The sequence below is a fragment of the Helicobacter salomonis genome (assembly GCF_017979425.1).
Taxonomy (GTDB): Bacteria; Campylobacterota; Campylobacteria; order Campylobacterales; family Helicobacteraceae; genus Helicobacter; species Helicobacter salomonis.
The window spans coordinates 20,776-36,914 of sequence record NZ_JAERIS010000013.1; the positions used below are offsets into that span (position 1 = coordinate 20,776).

16 protein-coding genes and 1 other RNA gene are annotated in these 16,139 nt (G+C 46.0%); 4 read left to right on the forward strand and 13 right to left on the reverse strand.

Annotation, left to right across the window (positions count from 1 at the left end; genetic code table 11):
- Nucleotides 1-25: 25 nt before the first annotated feature.
- The 12 genes from KCO92_RS04120 to ffs all read right to left on the reverse strand — a co-directional run bounded on the left by KCO92_RS04120 (nt 26) and on the right by ffs (nt 8,396).
- Nucleotides 26-427 carry an ExbD/TolR family protein gene (locus KCO92_RS04120; RefSeq protein ID WP_104696081.1) on the reverse strand — a complete coding sequence of 134 codons (402 nt, stop codon included), beginning with the start codon at nt 425-427 and terminating at the stop codon, nt 26-28.
- Between the two features lie 2 nt (nt 428-429).
- The gene (locus tag KCO92_RS04125; RefSeq protein ID WP_104696080.1) at nt 430-972 is read right to left on the reverse strand and encodes a MotA/TolQ/ExbB proton channel family protein; all 543 of its coding nucleotides are present in this window, start codon (nt 970-972) and stop codon (nt 430-432) included.
- Between the two features lie 3 nt (nt 973-975).
- The gene (gene atpC, locus KCO92_RS04130) at nt 976-1,338 is read right to left on the reverse strand and encodes an ATP synthase F1 subunit epsilon (RefSeq protein ID WP_104696079.1); all 363 of its coding nucleotides are present in this window, start codon (nt 1,336-1,338) and stop codon (nt 976-978) included.
- A 9-nt stretch (nt 1,339-1,347) separates the two neighbouring features.
- Nucleotides 1,348-2,775 carry a F0F1 ATP synthase subunit beta gene (atpD, locus tag KCO92_RS04135; protein ID WP_104696115.1) on the reverse strand — a complete coding sequence of 476 codons (1,428 nt, stop codon included), beginning with the start codon at nt 2,773-2,775 and terminating at the stop codon, nt 1,348-1,350.
- Nucleotides 2,776-2,814: 39 nt separating this feature from the next.
- Nucleotides 2,815-3,708 (reverse strand): ATP synthase F1 subunit gamma, encoded by an 894-nt coding sequence (gene atpG, locus KCO92_RS04140; protein ID WP_104696078.1) that lies wholly within the window; start codon nt 3,706-3,708, stop codon nt 2,815-2,817.
- Between the two features lies 1 nt (nt 3,709).
- Nucleotides 3,710-5,215, reverse strand: a complete 1,506-nt coding sequence (gene atpA / locus KCO92_RS04145; RefSeq protein ID WP_104696077.1) for a F0F1 ATP synthase subunit alpha — start codon at nt 5,213-5,215, stop codon at nt 3,710-3,712.
- A gap of 18 nt (nt 5,216-5,233) precedes the next feature.
- Entirely contained in the window at nt 5,234-5,752 is a 519-nt protein-coding gene (locus KCO92_RS04150; protein WP_104696076.1) for a F0F1 ATP synthase subunit delta, read from the reverse strand.
- The gene (locus KCO92_RS04155; RefSeq protein ID WP_104696075.1) at nt 5,749-6,273 is read right to left on the reverse strand and encodes a F0F1 ATP synthase subunit B family protein; all 525 of its coding nucleotides are present in this window, start codon (nt 6,271-6,273) and stop codon (nt 5,749-5,751) included. The genes KCO92_RS04150 and KCO92_RS04155 overlap by 4 nt, the downstream gene beginning before the upstream one ends.
- Nucleotides 6,274-6,282: 9 nt before the next feature.
- A complete protein-coding gene (locus KCO92_RS04160; RefSeq protein WP_104696074.1) occupies nt 6,283-6,708 on the reverse strand; it encodes a F0F1 ATP synthase subunit B family protein in 426 nt (141 codons plus the stop codon).
- Nucleotides 6,709-6,755: 47 nt separating this feature from the next.
- Entirely contained in the window at nt 6,756-7,376 is a 621-nt protein-coding gene (locus KCO92_RS04165) for a biotin--[acetyl-CoA-carboxylase] ligase (RefSeq protein ID WP_104696073.1), read from the reverse strand.
- On the reverse strand, nt 7,376-8,275 hold the full coding sequence (gene fmt, locus KCO92_RS04170; RefSeq protein WP_104696072.1) for a methionyl-tRNA formyltransferase: 900 nt from the start codon (nt 8,273-8,275) through the stop codon (nt 7,376-7,378). Before fmt ends, KCO92_RS04165 begins: the two co-directional genes overlap by 1 nt.
- Nucleotides 8,276-8,298: 23 nt before the next feature.
- An RNA gene (gene ffs, locus KCO92_RS07675) (signal recognition particle sRNA small type) lies at nt 8,299-8,396 on the reverse strand.
- Nucleotides 8,397-8,476: 80 nt separating this feature from the next.
- On the opposite strand from ffs, the gene KCO92_RS04175 reads away from it, so the two are divergent.
- The 4 genes from KCO92_RS04175 (at nt 8,477) to KCO92_RS04190 (ending at nt 14,546) form a co-directional block, all read left to right on the forward strand.
- Nucleotides 8,477-9,841 carry a COG3014 family protein gene (locus tag KCO92_RS04175; RefSeq protein WP_104696114.1) on the forward strand — a complete coding sequence of 455 codons (1,365 nt, stop codon included), beginning with the start codon at nt 8,477-8,479 and terminating at the stop codon, nt 9,839-9,841.
- 277 nt (nt 9,842-10,118) lie between these two features.
- Nucleotides 10,119-12,173 (forward strand): carbon starvation CstA family protein, encoded by a 2,055-nt coding sequence (locus KCO92_RS04180; RefSeq protein ID WP_104696071.1) that lies wholly within the window; start codon nt 10,119-10,121, stop codon nt 12,171-12,173.
- 46 nt (nt 12,174-12,219) lie between these two features.
- Entirely contained in the window at nt 12,220-13,659 is a 1,440-nt protein-coding gene (gene glnA, locus KCO92_RS04185; protein WP_104696070.1) for a type I glutamate--ammonia ligase, read from the forward strand.
- A gap of 161 nt (nt 13,660-13,820) precedes the next feature.
- Nucleotides 13,821-14,546, forward strand: a complete 726-nt coding sequence (locus KCO92_RS04190) for an HpaA family protein (RefSeq protein WP_104696069.1) — start codon at nt 13,821-13,823, stop codon at nt 14,544-14,546.
- Nucleotides 14,547-14,836: 290 nt separating this feature from the next.
- Here KCO92_RS04190 and KCO92_RS04195 read toward each other — a convergent pair whose 3' ends face one another.
- Entirely contained in the window at nt 14,837-15,841 is a 1,005-nt protein-coding gene (locus KCO92_RS04195) for an oxidoreductase (protein ID WP_104696068.1), read from the reverse strand.
- Nucleotides 15,842-16,139: the final 298 nt, after the last annotated feature.

Consider the following 16,139-nt stretch of genomic DNA (forward strand, 5'->3'; position numbering starts at 1 on the left):
GAGCCGACGACAAGCTTCTTGTTCATCACGCACTAGTGACTAGAGAAACCTTAGCAAAACCTGCTTCTCGGATACTCTTGAGTAAGTAGATAATTTTCTCATAAGCTAGACGCTTATCTGCACGCACATAAATCGCTGTATTTTTATCATAGGTAGCTGCAAGAACGCGGAAAGCACTCGGAAAAGTGTTATAGGAATAGACTTTGTTGTGAACATAAATTTTACCTGCAAAATCCATGCGGATTTCTAAAACAGTGCCCTTTGTGGTCTGTTTATTTTTAGAACCCCTGGGAAGACTGATCTTTTCTTGGTAAGTGATCGTGGGGGTGGCAATCATCAAAATCGCCAGCAAGACAAGCATGATATCTACCAGAGGTGTGATGTTAAGTTCAGGTTTGTCCGCATCCCAGTGTTCCACTTCGAACACGATCAGCTTTCCTTAGCCACCAAAAAATCTATTTGCATCTGTACACAGACAGAAAGATCATAGACCTTGCGTTTGAGAATTAAGAAAAAAGAATAAGCCGGAATTGCAGTTAAAATGCCCGCAGCTGTAGCCACAAGTGCTTTAGAGATCACAGGAGCGATCACATCAAAGGAAACCTGTGTGCCTAAGCGTCCAAAAGCGTCTAAAATCTCTACCACCGTTCCGAATAATCCGATAAAAGGTGCCGTGGACGCGATGATACTTAGCACAACGAGTCCCGTCGTGTTCTGTTGAAGCACTTGATTTTTCCAGATCAAAAGGAGCTCTTTGGAGAAACGCTCTAGATCGAATTTCACGCTCAACAGACTCGTATTGCCTGCCATAAGGGCTTCGAGTGCGCGCCGTTCCTTGAGAATATTGGTCTTGATCGCCACATACTTGTAGAAGAATATCCACAGAGTCAAGATAAAATAAAGCGAAAGACAAAGAAGTACAGCCAGGGTAACAAACCCACTTTCGTAAATGAAATTCTGTAAGGAGGCCACGCCCTACCTCAAGCCACGCGTTTCAATACGCGCAATAACGCTAGAAATGGCGAGCCTATCAGCAGTGGCGTCCTCCAAGAGCTTTTTAGCCTTGTAAACTTCGTCATCACCTTTAATAAACACCGCCCCATCAGCTAAAATATCCACACTAGTATGCTTGACCTCTACATAACCCCAACTAATAGCAATTAAGCTGCTTTCCTGATTGCGTTCAATCTCAATCACCCCACTTTTGAGCAAGGACACCATATTGCTATGCCCCTCCAAGACTCCAAACTCTCCCTCTGCCCCGGGCAAGGTAATGCGATCCACTTCTCCTGAAAAAATCAACCCCTGAGGCACGACAATACTCACGACCAATCCCATGTCTGTCCTTTATGACGCGCTCTTTTTATCCTTGCTGCCCTCAGCTTTCATTTTCTCGTATTTTTCTACTACCTCTTGAATATTGCCCACCATGTAAAAAGCATTCTCGGGAATCTCATCGTATTTGCCCTCTAAAATCCCCCCAAAGCCTTCTAAACTTTCCTTTAAAGTCACATATTTCCCGGGACTGCCCGTAAAAACCTCCGCTACAAAGAAAGGCTGGGAGAGAAATTTTTCAATTTTACGCGCACGCTCAACAACTTTCTTATCTTCTTCAGAAAGCTCATCCATCCCCAAGATTGCGATGATATCTTGTAAATCCTTGTATTTTTGCAAGATTTGTTGGATACCAGTAGCCACGCGGTAATGCTCCTCACCAATGACTTGAGGGTCTAAAATCCTAGAGGTAGAATCTAAGGGGTCCACAGCCGGATAAATTCCCTTTTCAGCGATCTTGCGATTGAGCACCGTTGTGGCATCTAAATGCGCGAAGACTGAGGCAGGGGCTGGGTCCGTCAAGTCATCAGCCGGCACATAAACCGCCTGCACAGAAGTGATCGAGCCATTTTTTGTAGAGGTGATGCGCTCTTGAAGTTTACCCATTTCGCTCGCCAAAGTGGGCTGGTAACCCACGGCAGAGGGAATACGCCCTAGCAGAGCCGACATCTCTGCACCTGATTGGGCGTATCTAAAAATGTTGTCAATGAACATCAAAATGTCCAAGCCTTTTTGATCCCTAAAGTATTCGGCCATTGTTAGCCCTGTAAAGGCAATGCGATTTCTTGCCCCCGGAGGCTCATTCATCTGTCCATAGCAAAGCGCAACTTTGTCTAAAACTCCCCCTTCTTTCATCTCATGATAAAGGTCATTACCCTCTCTAGTGCGCTCACCCACGCCGGCAAAGACAGAATACCCGCTGTGTTTATAAGCCACATTATGGATGAGCTCCATAATAATAACGGTTTTGCCCACTCCCGCCCCTCCAAACAATCCAACCTTACCTCCCTTAGAATAAGGAGCGAGCAAGTCCACAACCTTAATCCCTGTTTCGAACATCTCCGTTTTGGTGCTCTGTTGATCGAAAGAAGGCGCATTTCTATGGATAGGCCAAGTGGTGGGTTCTTTCAAGGGTTCGCCCTCGTCGATCACCTCTCCCACCACATTGAAAATACGCCCCAGCACCTCTTCGCCCACGGGTACCTCAATCATTTTGCCCCGCGCAACAACCTTCTGCCCTCGTGTAAGGCCCTCCGTCATGTCCATAGCAATGGTGCGCACACGATTATCTCCTAAGTGTGCCGCCACCTCTAAAACGAGATTTTTACTCTCTCCCTCAAAATCGTAAACGATGTCCAAGGCTTCGTAAATAGCGGGTAAGTAGTCTTCAAAATCCACATCCACTACGGGTCCCATGATCTGTATGATCTTCCCCTCCATAGTTCCCGTGTTTTCTACCATCTTCTCCATGTTACTCCTTTATTTAATCGCCTCTACGCCAGCATTGATCTCTACAAGCTCCGTGGTGATCGCTTCCTGACGGGCCTTGTTGTAAGAAATTGTCAAACTCCTGACCAAATCGGCGGCATTATTTGTCGCGGTGTCCATAGCCTGCATGCGCGCGCTATGCTCTGCAGCCAACGAATCCAACAAAGCATAGTACATGCTAAAGTCGATAAATTTTTTGGCCAGCGCATCCAAAATAACCCCCTCTTCATCATCTGGCTCTACTACAATGCCCTCTTGGGTATCTGGGCTCACTTCCGCAAAATCTAAGGGCAGAATCTGTTGCACGCGCAATTCCTGTGAAATCATATTCTTAAAGCCATTGTGAATGATCACCACGCTATCTGTCAAGCCATTGAGATAATCCTGCACCGCTCTATCAATAAAAGCGCTTGCCCTCTCATAATCAGGGGCTGAACTTAGATCGATTGCTTTGTCCAGCAAATCAATCCCATTGTATGTAAAATACGCCACGCCTTTCTTGCCAATCCCTCTTAAACGCACCTTAATACCCTGCGCTTGGTAGCGATTAATGAAACGCAAGACTTCCTTAATAGTCGCCATGTTGAACCCCCCACATAACCCTTTGTCTGCTGTCACAAAAACAATATCCAGTTTTTGAATGGCGGGGTGTTCGAGCTGGGCAAAATACTTGCTCTCAATGCCCTTAACATTGCGCGCCTTGATCTTGGCGCAAATATCCCCCACAACTTCCGTGAGTTTCTGGGCAAATACCCTAGAACGCTTGGCAACTTCCTCTGTCTTTTTGAGCTTGGAGGTAGATACCAGCTTCATAGCGCGGGTAGTCTTTTGAGTGTTCTTGACACTGACGATTTTTTTTCGAATATCCTTGAGACTTCCACCCATCTTAGAAGCCTAGTTTAAATTCTTCAATCGCCACTTTGAGTGCCGCTTCTAAGTCCTTATCTAAGGCCTTTTTAGTGCGGATATCCTCTAAGACATTGGGGTATTTGGATTCCAAAAAGGGATAAAGCCTTTCCTCGAAAGCAACCACTTTATTAGTTGGCACATCGTCTAAAAACCCCTTTACACCCGCATAAATCATCACAATTTGCTTTTCAATGGGCAGGGGAGAATAGGGGGGTTGTTTGAGCACTTCCACCATACGCTGTCCGCGATCGAGCTGCTTGCGGCTAGCCTCATCAAGATCGGAGGCGAACTGGGCAAAAGCTTGTAATTCGCGGTATTGCGCTAAATCCAAGCGCAAAGTGCCCGCCACCTGTTTAGTGCCTTTGATTTGGGCTGCCCCGCCTACCCTAGAAACGGACAGACCCACATTGATCGCCGGGCGGATACCCGAATAGAATAGATCGGTTTCCAAGAAAATCTGTCCGTCTGTGATTGAAATTACATTAGTGGGGATATAGGCAGATACATCGCCTGCTTGGGTTTCAATAATCGGCAAAGCAGTCAGAGAGCCCGCACCCTTTTCATCGCTCATTTTAGCCGCACGCTCTAACAACCTAGAGTGAATGTAGAACACATCTCCAGGGAAGGCTTCGCGCCCAGGAGGGCGGCGCAAGATCAGAGAAATCTCACGATACGCCACAGCGTGTTTGCTCAGATCATCGTAAATAATCAAGGCATGTCTGCCATGATCCCTGAAATACTCCCCAATGGTGACTCCAGCATAGGGGGCTAGATACTGCATAGCAGGAGAAGCCGAAGCAGGGGCATTCACCACCACGCTATACTCCATCGCGCCGTATTCCTCTAATTTGCGCACCACCTGAGCTACCGTGGATTCCTTTTGCCCAATGGCAACATAAATACAGATCACATTCTGATCTTTTTGATTGATAATGGTATCGATGGCAACAGTGGTTTTACCTGTTTGTTTGTCCCCAATGATGAGCTCACGCTGCCCGCGCCCGATGGGCACAAGCGCATCAATGGCTTTAATACCTGTTTGCAATGGCTCATGCACGGATTTACGATCCATGATTCCGGGGGCTTTTTGCTCTACAAATCTAAATTCCTCTGCGCCAATAGGTCCTTTGCCATCAATGGGTTCGCCCAAGGTATTGATCACGCGTCCTACTACCGCATCGCCTACAGGCACTTTCATCAACTGCTTAGTGCGTTTAACACTTGTGCCTTCTTTAATATCTTTCCCACTTCCCAGGACAATCACCCCGATACTACCCTCTTCTAGGTTAGAGGCTAGTCCACGATCGCCCGTGTCAAACTCTACGACCTCATAAGACATCACATCTTTAAGTCCATATACTTTAGCAACCCCATCGGCATAAGCAATCACCTTACCTACTTGGGTAATATTGATGTCAGGGGCAAAGCTCTCAATTCTCTCTTTGATAATCGCGCTGATCTCTTCGGCTTTTAGTTTTAACACCTACTCTCCTTGTGAAATTTAAACCGCTTCCATGATGAAGTACTTGAGCTGACGGAAGAAATGCTCTTTGTAAAAAGCCACTTCCACACCTAAATCGGGGATTTCAAGGCGAATGCCCTCATGTTCTGTCCACACGCTCTCCAAACTCAAAGTAATCCCCAGACGCTTGGCAACCTGTGTCTCGAGCGCGCGCAAATCCCCTATTTCTTGATTGCAGTAAAGGTAACCTTTGTAGGCATTTTTCTGCTTTTGTACCCATGCACATAACTCATGGTAAATTTCTGGCAAGCACAGCAAACGCCTATGATCACCCATGACTTCTAGCAGGTGCTGTAAGCGCGTATCCTCATCTTTTAAAGCATCGCTCAAGAATTTTTGTTTAACAACACGCGAGTAATAGGGAGATTGCAAGAATTCTATAAAGTCTGGAGATGTATAAAGTACACAGACACGCTCCAAGGCCTCCATGGCCCTTTGTAAATCATCGCCAAAACTCTCCCTAAGTGCCCGAGCATACTTCTTTGCCACAAGACTCATCCCGCCACCTTATCTTGGAGTAAGTGTACATAAGTGGAAGCGTCGAAACCAGCTTGCTCAGTTTTGAAGAGAGTATCCAAGAGTTCCGCAACGACCTCTTGTTGGATTTTTAACATCTCTTTATCTCTCGTACTCTGATTGTCTTTGATCAGTTTTTCAATAACATTCTTAGCTTGCTGTTCGTATCTCTGCTCCAACAAGAAGGCTTCTTGTTTGGCGCCAGAAATGATCTGATTAGCCTCTTGCTTGGCTCGCTCCAAGGTCTTAAGCGCGCGCTCCTTTTCCTCCTTGATGGTTTGGCGTTGTTCTTGCAGGGCACTCAACTTGCTCGCAATTTTAGCACGCCTCTGCTCCAGCATGCGTTTCAAGCTCCCACTAATGAAATACCAAACCAAAGCCACAAATAGGACAAAGTTCACAACCCTCAAGACAATATCTGTCTGAGAGATATCATGCCCTCCAGCACCCCACAAAAACGCCCCCCCACACAATAAGAATCCGAGTAACGCACGCTGTACCAAGTTTTGTTCCTACATTTGAGATATTTTCTGTCGCAAAGACATCTCCAAGGCGGGCAAATTCTGGTTTAATTGTAATTGCAATTCACTTTTACTTTCCTTTAGACCTTGCATAAAAATCTCTAGTTCTTTCTGCAGATCGCTCTCCTTTTGGGCGAGCACATTTTCATAATCCTCCCTGGCTTTTTGTAAGCTATCTTGGAGAATCGTATTGGCTTGGAGTCGCGCCTCTCTGAGTAAACGATCAGCCTCTTGCTTTAAGTGCGCGATCTCCTGGGTAGTTTTTTCGATGAAAGCCCCATCCTGTCCCATAGAGCCCTCTCGTGTGTCCATGTTAGTCAACATGGGCTTGTAAATCCACACATGAGAGAACCACATGAGCAACACAAAAGTCACAAACACTACCAACATCAAATATAGGTTAATCGAAATATCCACGCTTGATCCTTGCCTAAAGGGGCGATTCTAACAAAGCTTTGCTTAAATCACCTAGCCCCGTAATAGACCTGCTCTCCAATCTGCAAACCTCCATCTTCCAAAATCACAGCATCACGCAAAGGAACTTTGAGTCCCCCATGGTGGAAGAAGCCATGATGGTGTGCCTTAAATTCTAGGCGATAAGCCTCTAACACTTCTGACCACCCAATGCGCTCTTGAACGCGTGCCAAAAATCTCTGTAATAACGCGTCTTTATCCACGATCCCCAGTGCACCATAGCGTTCTGCCCTAAGATTAAGGCCAATCCCACAGATCAGAGTATCGCGCATCATTTGACTCATCACTCCCCCGATTTTATCACCTCCAAGATAGAGATCATTGGGCCACTTGAGCCATACCCGTGCATTGTCCAAACTTTCTTTGAAAAGAAAACCAAAATACACGCTCCAACTCTGTTTGGGCACATCGTGAGGCAGAGTTCGTATTTTCATTGCAAAGGAAAAAGTCAAGCCCTCCTCTACCTGCTCCCACGCGCAACCGCGACTCCCCACTCCTGCACTCTGCACTTTGGCAACCACACATATGGGTAACGCAATCGTGTTCTGCCTGATCTGTTCGGCTAGGTAAACCTGTGTGGAAGGCAGATGCTCAAATGACAAAATCCGCATTATGTTAATACACTTCCCAGTTTGAGGCGTTTACCACTCACATAGCTTTTAGCACAGATTCTCTGCTTGCCGGGGGCTTGCAGGTGTGCAATTTTAAGGATTCCCCGAGCACAACCCACCAGCACACTTTCTTGATCGAAACCTAAAAGGCTTCCTAGTTCATGCACGCTCTGCTCATCCAGCAATTCTACGCCAAAGAGTTTGAGTCCACTTGCCAAAAACACCCCAGGCCAAGGGTCATAGGCTAGGGCTTTTAAAAACACTTCTTTAGCATTGTGAAATGCAACTAATCCGTCCTGCTTGAGAATTTTGGCACAATAACTTGCTTGAGCATGATCTTGAGCGATGGGGTTAAAGGGTTGTTTCAAAATATCGCTGAGTAATTGAGCCCCCAGGGGAGCCAAAAGCGCGCTCAACTCTGGCGCACTTAGATAGCGTTCTTTGGGCATGCGTGCAGTACCCAAAATATCCCCTGCGTCCATCTGTGCGTTCATGGCAATCACGCTCACTCCAAATTCTGGCACATCTTTTAAAATCATTTCCTGGATGGGTGATGCTCCTCTGAATTGGGGCAAAATCGAGCCATGCAAGTTCAAACAAGGCGCAATGTCCAGCAGAGTTTGGGGGAGAATTTTGCCATAAGCGACCACGACGATCGCATCAGGTTTAAGGGCAGCTATTGTCTCAATCGTAGAAGTATCTAACTTGATTGGTTCGAAAATGGGAATATGCGGATGGGTGCGTTGCAAGAACTCTTTGGTGGCAGAGTGCTTGAGTTTTTGGGTGCGCCCAAAAGGTTTGCTAGGTTGTGTAAAAAGGGCAACGATGTCAAAGTGATCTAAGAGATAATCCAGGACAATTCGGGCAAAGGGGGAAGTTCCCATGAAAATTAAACGCATGTGTCATTCTCAATGAAGATCGCCTTTCCCCAGATGGCTAAGGCACACAAAATGCCAAGCTGCTCTGCTGTGTTTCCACCCTGAAGCGTTGACTTAACACTCTATTGCATAGGTCTGAAAAAAGGCAAGCCCGATTCTAGCACAATATTGCTTATGCTCTGATAAATCTGATAGAATAGGATCTAAGGAGAGCATGTGAAAATGTGGCGTTATTGTTATGCAATCTTGATTGTATTATTCTTTGCGGGCTGCACAGGGCATCGTTCAGAATTCGCTCGTTTTGATCGTGCATATTATTCTCCTCTTGGCATGCAAAATGCTTATCTCTTTTCCACACAAATGAGCACTAAAGATCATAAAGATGGTTCGCTTTGGGATTTACAAAGGGGCATGAGTGCATTGATGTTGGGACAGTATAAGGATTCCATCAGTGCGCTCGATGCGGCAGAAACCCTGTATAATCACCACATTAATTTATTCAACAAATCTATGAGCAATGTAGGTGCGGTGCTGGTCAATGACAATGTCAAGACTTATATAGGCAGTATCTATGAGAGTGTGCTCATGAATTATTATAAAGCCATGGACTACATGCTCATAGGCGATCCAGCAAATGCACGCGTGGAGTTTAACCGCGCCAACGATAGGCAGCGGCGCGCCAAGGAATTTTACTACAAACAAATCCAAAAAGCCATCGAGAAGATGCGCGAAAAGGGGTCTGCCAGACTGAGTGCACAGGATTCCGAATCGAAAGTCCAAGAAGTGCTGAGTGAAAACTATTCTAATTTGGACCGCTTTGCCGCTTATAGTGATTTAATTAACCCAGCCGTTTCTTATCTCTCGGGATTGTTTTTTGCCCTAAATAGTGAGCGCGCTAAAGGGGTAGACTATCTCAAGGAGGCGTATGGCATCAGCCATGCTATCAGCATCGGTGAAGATTTGCTATTTTTTCAGCACCCTTCTGAACAAAAATTCACATGGATTTTCATTGAAGATGGCAAACAAGCCACCAAGCAGGAGTTTAAGATTACCCTCCCTATTCCCATTCCTGAAGGGATTTACACGGCAAGTTTAGCTCTACCCCAGCTGGTAGATGGCACGGACTTTCACAGCAATTTCAGTTTGAGCACAGCGCACCAACAGCGCAATTTTGAAGAGCTAGTTCTCTTAGACGGATTAATTGGGAATGAATTTAAAAAACAACTGCCCTACATCATTACCCGTGCAATCACTTCCACAGTCTTAAAAGTAGGGTTAGAGGCCATTTCCAACCAATATCTAGGCGTTTTGGGAGGCTTGTTTTCCTCGCTCTACGCTGCAGTGAGTACCTCTGCGGATATTCGTTCCCCTACGATTTTCCCACATAAAATCTATATAGCGCGCGTGAACAATGCCTCTGGCGAGCAGGTGCATATTCGAGCAGATGACCAGGATATTTACAACTTCACTTTCGTGGAATGCCACGGTGCTGTGCCTCTATCTCCCAACACTTTCTGTGTTAATAAGCATAATATTATTTACATCCGTAGCTTTGGCTATGCCAGTATCGCTAAGGCCTTATGGTAGAAGTTTTTGTGACAAGATAGCTCCTACATTACCTCAAAACTCAATGAGCGAGTCTTTGATGATTAGAAACTCATACATACCTCCTCTACCTCATATAAGTCCAAAGAGGCGTAAACTTTTGGCATACTTCCCAAGAGGGTTGTGCTATCTCAAAATTTGGTTGCTAGTCACTCTGGCTTTTCCTCTTTTTTAGAGTTGGTAATCCCCATGGCGGGCATTAGAGGTTGACGCTAACACAGCGTCTTATAGTGCGCATGGTAACAAATAAGGGAGTTGCATGAAGAAAGCGTTGGGTAATTTGGGTTGGGGTCTTGTAGCCATCGTGGGTGCAGTATGCTTGGGGGTGTTGGCCTTACACAAGGGCGAAAGCATTAACACGCTTTGGCTGGTGTGTGCTGCTATTTGTATCTATTCTTTAGGTTATCGTTTTTACAGCCATTTTGTCGCTTATAGAGTGTTATGTTTAGATGATACGCGCCTAACTCCTGCCTGCATCCGCAATGATGGACGCGATTATGTTCCTACCAATAAAGCTATCACCTTTGGACATCATTTTGCAGCCATTGCGGGGGCAGGGCCCTTAGTGGGGCCTATTTTAGCCGCCCAAATGGGGTATTTGCCCTCGGTTCTCTGGATTTTAATTGGGAGCGTGCTGGGGGGCTGTGTGCACGATTTTGTGGTGTTATTTGTCTCAATGCGCCGCAATGGAAAATCTCTAGGTGAGATGGTCAAGGAAGAGATGGGAGCGTTGGTAGGCTGGTTTGCGATGTTGGGGATTTTAGGGATCATGATCATCATCATTGCAATTTTAGCGATGGTGGTGGTCAAGGCCCTAGCCCACTCCCCATGGGGGCTTTTTACGATCGCCTGCACCATTCCCATCGCCATTTTCATGGGACTTTACATGCGCTTTTTCAGAGCGAAAGTGCTAGAGAGCTCTTTACTAGGTTTTGCGCTCTTACTCTTGGCGATTTATTATGGCAAAATCGTGGCCAATGATCCTCTGTTAGCTTCTTACTTCACTCTCTCAGAGGGCACGCTAGCATGGCTCATTATCGCTTATGGGTTCATCGCTTCCATTTTGCCCGTGTGGTTCTTGCTAGCTCCTAGGGATTATTTGAGCACCTTTTTAAAAATTGGCGTGATTTTGGTGTTGGCTTTGGCGATTATCTTTGTCGCTCCGCCCTTGCAAATCCCCAAATTAACGCATTTTGTCGATGGAAGCGGACCGGTGTTTGCTGGCGCGCTTTTTCCTTTTCTCTTTATCACCATTGCTTGTGGGACGATTAGTGGTTTTCACGCCCTGATCGCTTCAGGCACCACCCCTAAGATGATTGCCAAGGAGAGTCATGCGCGTCTTGTAGGCTATGGTTCTATGGTGATGGAATCCGCGGTGGCCATCATGGCCTTACTCATGGCTGCCATCTTGCACCCTGGGCTATATTTTGCCATCAACGCGCCCCAAAGCACAATTGGGAGCGACATCACAGAAGCGGCCAAGGTGATCAGCTCTTGGGGTTTCTCCATTAGTAAGGAAGAGATAGAGAGTATCACCAAAAACATCGGCGAACAAACTATTTTGAGTCGCACGGGGGGCGCGCCCACTTTTGCTATTGGACTGAGCATGGTGGTTTACCAACTCCTGGGTGATCCCAGTGTGATGGCTTTTTGGTATCACTTTGCTATTCTCTTTGAAGCCTTGTTTATTCTCACAGCTGTGGATGCGGGCACACGCACGGCTCGCTTCATGATCCAAGACATTTTAGGTAATCTCTACAAGCCTCTGGGCAATACACAATCCTATGGCGCGGGGATTTTTGCCACTCTGCTATGTGTAGCTCTTTGGGGGCATTTTGTGCACCAAGCCACCATTGACCCAAAGGGAGGCATTTACACGCTCTGGCCCCTTTTTGGAGTGAGCAACCAAATGCTAGCTGGCATGGCACTTTTGCTGGGCACAACCATTCTCTTTAAAATGCAACGCTTTAAATACGCGCTGGTAACGGCAATCCCTGCGGTCTTAATTTTAGGGATCACCTTTTATAGTGGGATATTAAAGGTGCTGCCTAGGGGGAGTGATAGCGTGTTAAACCATGTATCCCACGTTGCCACTGCCCAGATTCTCTTAGAAAAACTCGCTCACACTAATGACCCCAAGCAAATTGATCTGCTCAAGCAATCCATCGCTAACCACAGCATTGATGCAGTCCTGTGTATTTTTTTCATGGTGGTCGCGCTGATGGTGTTAGTGGCAAGCGTGCGCATTTGTTATCGTGCATGGCGTGGCGTGATTAACCCACCCTTGGCAGAAAGTCCCCCCGCGCACGCTTGATTTTAGTCTTTTATGTTACAATGCGCAAAAAAATACAAGGTGGTCAATGGAACTTCATAACAGCGATGCAGATGTGCAAAAATTCCTGGATTTTTGCAAAGAGAAAGAAGTGGAATTTGTGGATTTTAGGTTTACTGATGTAAAAGGCACTTGGAATCACATCGGGTATTCTTTTTCCAGTGTGGATCAGGATTTATTGCAACATGGTATCCCCTTTGATGCGAGTTGCTTTAAGGCATGGCAGAGCATTGACAAATCGGACATGATTTTACAGCCTGATTTGGTGCGTTACTTCATTGACCCCTTCAGTGCGGACATCACCGTAGTGGTGTTTTGCGATGTGTGGGACATTTACAAGCAACAAGAATACGAAAAATGCCCTAGGGTAATTGCCAAGCGCGCCTTAAAACACCTGCAAGAGAGTGGACTAGGGGACATGGTTTACTTTGGGGCTGAGAATGAGTTTTTCATCTTTGATTCTATCAAGATGAAAGGGGATGTGAATTGCCAATACTACGAGATTGATAGTGAAGAGGGAGAGTGGAATCGCGATCGCAGCTTTGAGGGCGGGGTGAATTTTGGGCATCGCACTGGGCGTAAGGGTGGGTATTTGCCAACCCCTCCCACAGACACCATGATGGACTTGCGCGCCGAGATTGTCAAGGTGTTAAATCAGGTAGGACTAGAAACCTATGTGGTGCATCACGAGTTAGCCCAGGCACAAGGGGAGATCGGGGTGCGTTTTGGTACTCTGGTAGAGGCCGCTGACAATGTCCAAAAGCTCAAGTATGTGGTGAAAATGGTTGCCCATCTCAATGGCAAAACCGCCACTTTCATGCCCAAGCCCCTTTATGGGGATAATGGGAGTGGAATGCACACCCATGTGAGCGTTTGGAAAGGGGGTGAAAACCTCTTTTGTGGAGATGTTTATAAGAATCTCAGCCAAATGGCATTGTATTTTTTAGGTGGGGTGTTGAAACACGCTAGGAGTTTAGCTGCCTTCACTAACGCCTCTAGTAATTCTTACAAACGCTTGATCCCCGGGTATGAAGCCCCCTCAATTCTGACCTATTCAGCACAAAATCGCAGCGCAAGTGTGCGCATTCCCTATGGGGTGAGTGGCAAGGCAACCCGTTTTGAATTGCGCTTTCCGGATAATTCTTCTAACCCCTATTTGGCCTTTGCGGCAATCTTGATGGCTGGCTTAGATGGGGTGTATACTAAAAGCGATCCAGGTGCCCCGATGGACATGAACCTTTTCAAACTCACCTTGGATGAGATCAGAGATCAGGGCATTAAACAGCTACCTCATACCTTGCGCAGTGCCCTAGAGGAAATGTTAGCCCATAAGGACTACTTGAAAAAGGGTTCGGTTTTTAGCGAGGAATTTATCCAAGCTTACCAGAGTTTCAAATTCAAATCTGAAGTCTTCCCTTGGGAGAGCAAACCCCACCCCTTTGAATTTGAAACCACTTATTCTTGCTGATGGCCAGGCGTAGAAGGGGCGCATCTTTTTGGGACAGCCGCAAAAAATTTAACTTGGTGATGCGCATGCTTAAGTTAGCGATGCGCTTCTTAAAAAAGCGCTAATCATGGTATTAACCATTTTAAGCTAGCATAGAAAAATTTTTTAAAAAAAGGATTCATATGTACAAAAAGATTGTGTTGTGTTCGCTTTTAGGAATCTCTGCAGTCGCACAGGCAGCCAACAAGGAGACACGCCATGTTGAGGGTGTTTATACCTATGATTTGCACGAGGATGCGCAGCCAAAAAACCACTATACTTTAGCCCTAGCACCTCTTGCGCTCAACTTCAGTGAAAATGTGCCCAGTGTTTTGCGAGATAAATTCAAGACATCTCTACAAAAGCAGCTCACTGAGATGTTAGAAAAACGGGGTTTCTCGGTTATCAGGGCATCTTTAAGTGACCTGAATGCAACACAGAAGGCGGATGTTTTTGCAGTGGTCAATGTGGGTGCGTTTGTGAATATTTTGGAAGATACAGACATGAAGCTCTCTGGCAATAACCAGGGTATCGAAGAGGATGTCACAGATCTATCAGCAGGCTTCTTGCGCCTTAAGCTCATTGAACCTAAAAGCGGTAGTGCTTTTCACATGGCCAGTATAGAGTTGCCCGATTTCAAGGTTAAAGCCCATGTGCGTGTGAGTCGACAGCGCACCAGTTCGGGTGGCTTTATGCCCATAAGTCAAACCACAGTTATACGGGGTGAGAAGTTTGAGGAAAATGTGAATCGAGTCCTATCCAAGGTCTACGCCAAAAGCATGCAAAAACTCTCCCAAGACCTGATCCCCCAGAATTTTAAACCTTACGAGCATTTGGTTGAGAATTTTAAACGCGCTCAAGCGCACTAAAATATTCCCTAATCATTCTTGGCAGAAATCCCACTTTTTACCTCTTAGTTGGGGCATCAGCCCCTAGAGTAAAAACCATAAGACTTCTTGGAAGGTAGGTTTTGAGATACCACGATCCCATGGGGAGCGATCCCCTAGCTTCTAGTTATGGGGAGCGTGTCAAAGATTGGTGTTCCCAATTTTGGAGGCTCTCAGATAATATGGAAAGTTGATCGCATAAATCTATAGTCCCTTGCGGTTCAAAGTGCACCTAAAAAAACCTCAAATCATCTACAAGCTCAATTAGATAGTTAGTAAAACATGCGGGTATAGGGTTCAGGGATTTTAATTTCTTGCCCTAATGTATGGGCTGCATTCAGACACCAAAAGGGATTTTGCAATAAGGCACGACCTAGAAAGATTGCATCCACACACCCATTAGAGATGATTTTTTGCGCCATGTGTGGGCTATCGATCATGCCTCCCCCTATTGTAGGCTTATTAAGCGCTTCTTTCAAAAACATTGCATGGGGGATTTGGTAACCCGGATAGGGCTTAATTTGCTGTCCTTTCACCACACCTCCGCTACTCACATCCAAGGCATCATATAAGAGATTAAGCGGCTCAAGCAGAGTTACCATTTTCTCAGGAGTATTACCCTGTGGATGGTGGTCTGTAGCCGAAATACGCAACAACAGGGGCAAATCTGTAGCTGTCTTAATAGCCTCTAAGATTTCTTGCAATAACAAGGCCCGTTGTTTGCCATAAATATCGTCCCTTTGGTTACTCAAAGGGGATAAAAAACTGCTAAGTAGATACCCATGTGCGGCATGGATCTCAAGCGCGTCAAAGCCTGCTTGTTTAGCCCTCATGGCAGCCTGTTTAAAGTCCAAAATCACGCGTGCAATGTCTGCTTGATCCATTTCCTCAGGTGTGGGACCTTCTGTGCTAAAGGGCAGACTTGAGGGGGCTAAAAGGGGGGTATTTGGCATGCCCTTGCGTCCGGCATGGCCAATTTGCAAGGCCACTTTAGAGTCGTATTTATGGCATTCTGCAACAATTTTGGCCAAACCCTCCACATGCCCCTCTTTGTAGATGCCTAAATCTCGTGTATCGATTCTAGCCTCTGCACTCACAGCTGCTACTTCCAAAATAATCAGTCCGACTTGCCCAATCGCTCGGGCTGTGTAGTGATGTGTGTGCCATGTGTTTGTGTAACCATTTTCTGCGCTGTATTGATCCATCGGCGCCATCACTACCCGGTTTTTTAATTCTAAACCTTTAATATTCCATGGACTGAATAATGTATTTTTCATGGGTTTTCCTTGTTCCAAAAATGGACGCGAACGCCCACATCAATTCTTGTTAACACACCCCTTTAAAGATTGTGTCATCTCAAAATCCATCTGCTAAAAGGCCTACGCCAAGAGTCGATGCTCCAACTCTTACGCATAGCGCCTTTTATGTTTATAACACAAATTTGCCACATGCAGCTAACTATCTCCATAACTTTAAACTTGCGGGCTTTAGAGCATAGGAGCTAGGAACAAAAGCATCGCTTTTGATGAAAGCTAGTTTTAACCACTTGAGTTTTTCTCTCCAACAAGCCAGCAC

What these genes read in the sequence shown, in the direction of transcription:
- KCO92_RS04195 (WP_104696068.1), bottom strand. Translation starts at nt 15,841, where the DNA reads ATGAAAAATACATTATTCAGTCCATGGAATATTAAAGGTTTAGAATTA.
- atpC (WP_104696079.1), bottom strand. Translation starts at nt 1,338, where the DNA reads ATGGGATTGGTCGTGAGTATTGTCGTGCCTCAGGGGTTGATTTTTTCA.
- fmt (WP_104696072.1), bottom strand. Translation starts at nt 8,275, where the DNA reads ATGCGTTTAATTTTCATGGGAACTTCCCCCTTTGCCCGAATTGTCCTG.
- KCO92_RS04175 (WP_104696114.1), top strand. Translation starts at nt 8,477, where the DNA reads ATGTGGCGTTATTGTTATGCAATCTTGATTGTATTATTCTTTGCGGGC.
- atpG (WP_104696078.1), bottom strand. Translation starts at nt 3,708, where the DNA reads ATGGGTGGAAGTCTCAAGGATATTCGAAAAAAAATCGTCAGTGTCAAG.
- glnA (WP_104696070.1), top strand. Translation starts at nt 12,220, where the DNA reads ATGGAACTTCATAACAGCGATGCAGATGTGCAAAAATTCCTGGATTTT.
- KCO92_RS04190 (WP_104696069.1), top strand. Translation starts at nt 13,821, where the DNA reads ATGTACAAAAAGATTGTGTTGTGTTCGCTTTTAGGAATCTCTGCAGTC.
- atpD (WP_104696115.1), bottom strand. Translation starts at nt 2,775, where the DNA reads ATGGAGGGGAAGATCATACAGATCATGGGACCCGTAGTGGATGTGGAT.
- KCO92_RS04180 (WP_104696071.1), top strand. Translation starts at nt 10,119, where the DNA reads ATGAAGAAAGCGTTGGGTAATTTGGGTTGGGGTCTTGTAGCCATCGTG.
- KCO92_RS04165 (WP_104696073.1), bottom strand. Translation starts at nt 7,376, where the DNA reads ATGCGGATTTTGTCATTTGAGCATCTGCCTTCCACACAGGTTTACCTA.
- KCO92_RS04150 (WP_104696076.1), bottom strand. Translation starts at nt 5,752, where the DNA reads ATGAGTCTTGTGGCAAAGAAGTATGCTCGGGCACTTAGGGAGAGTTTT.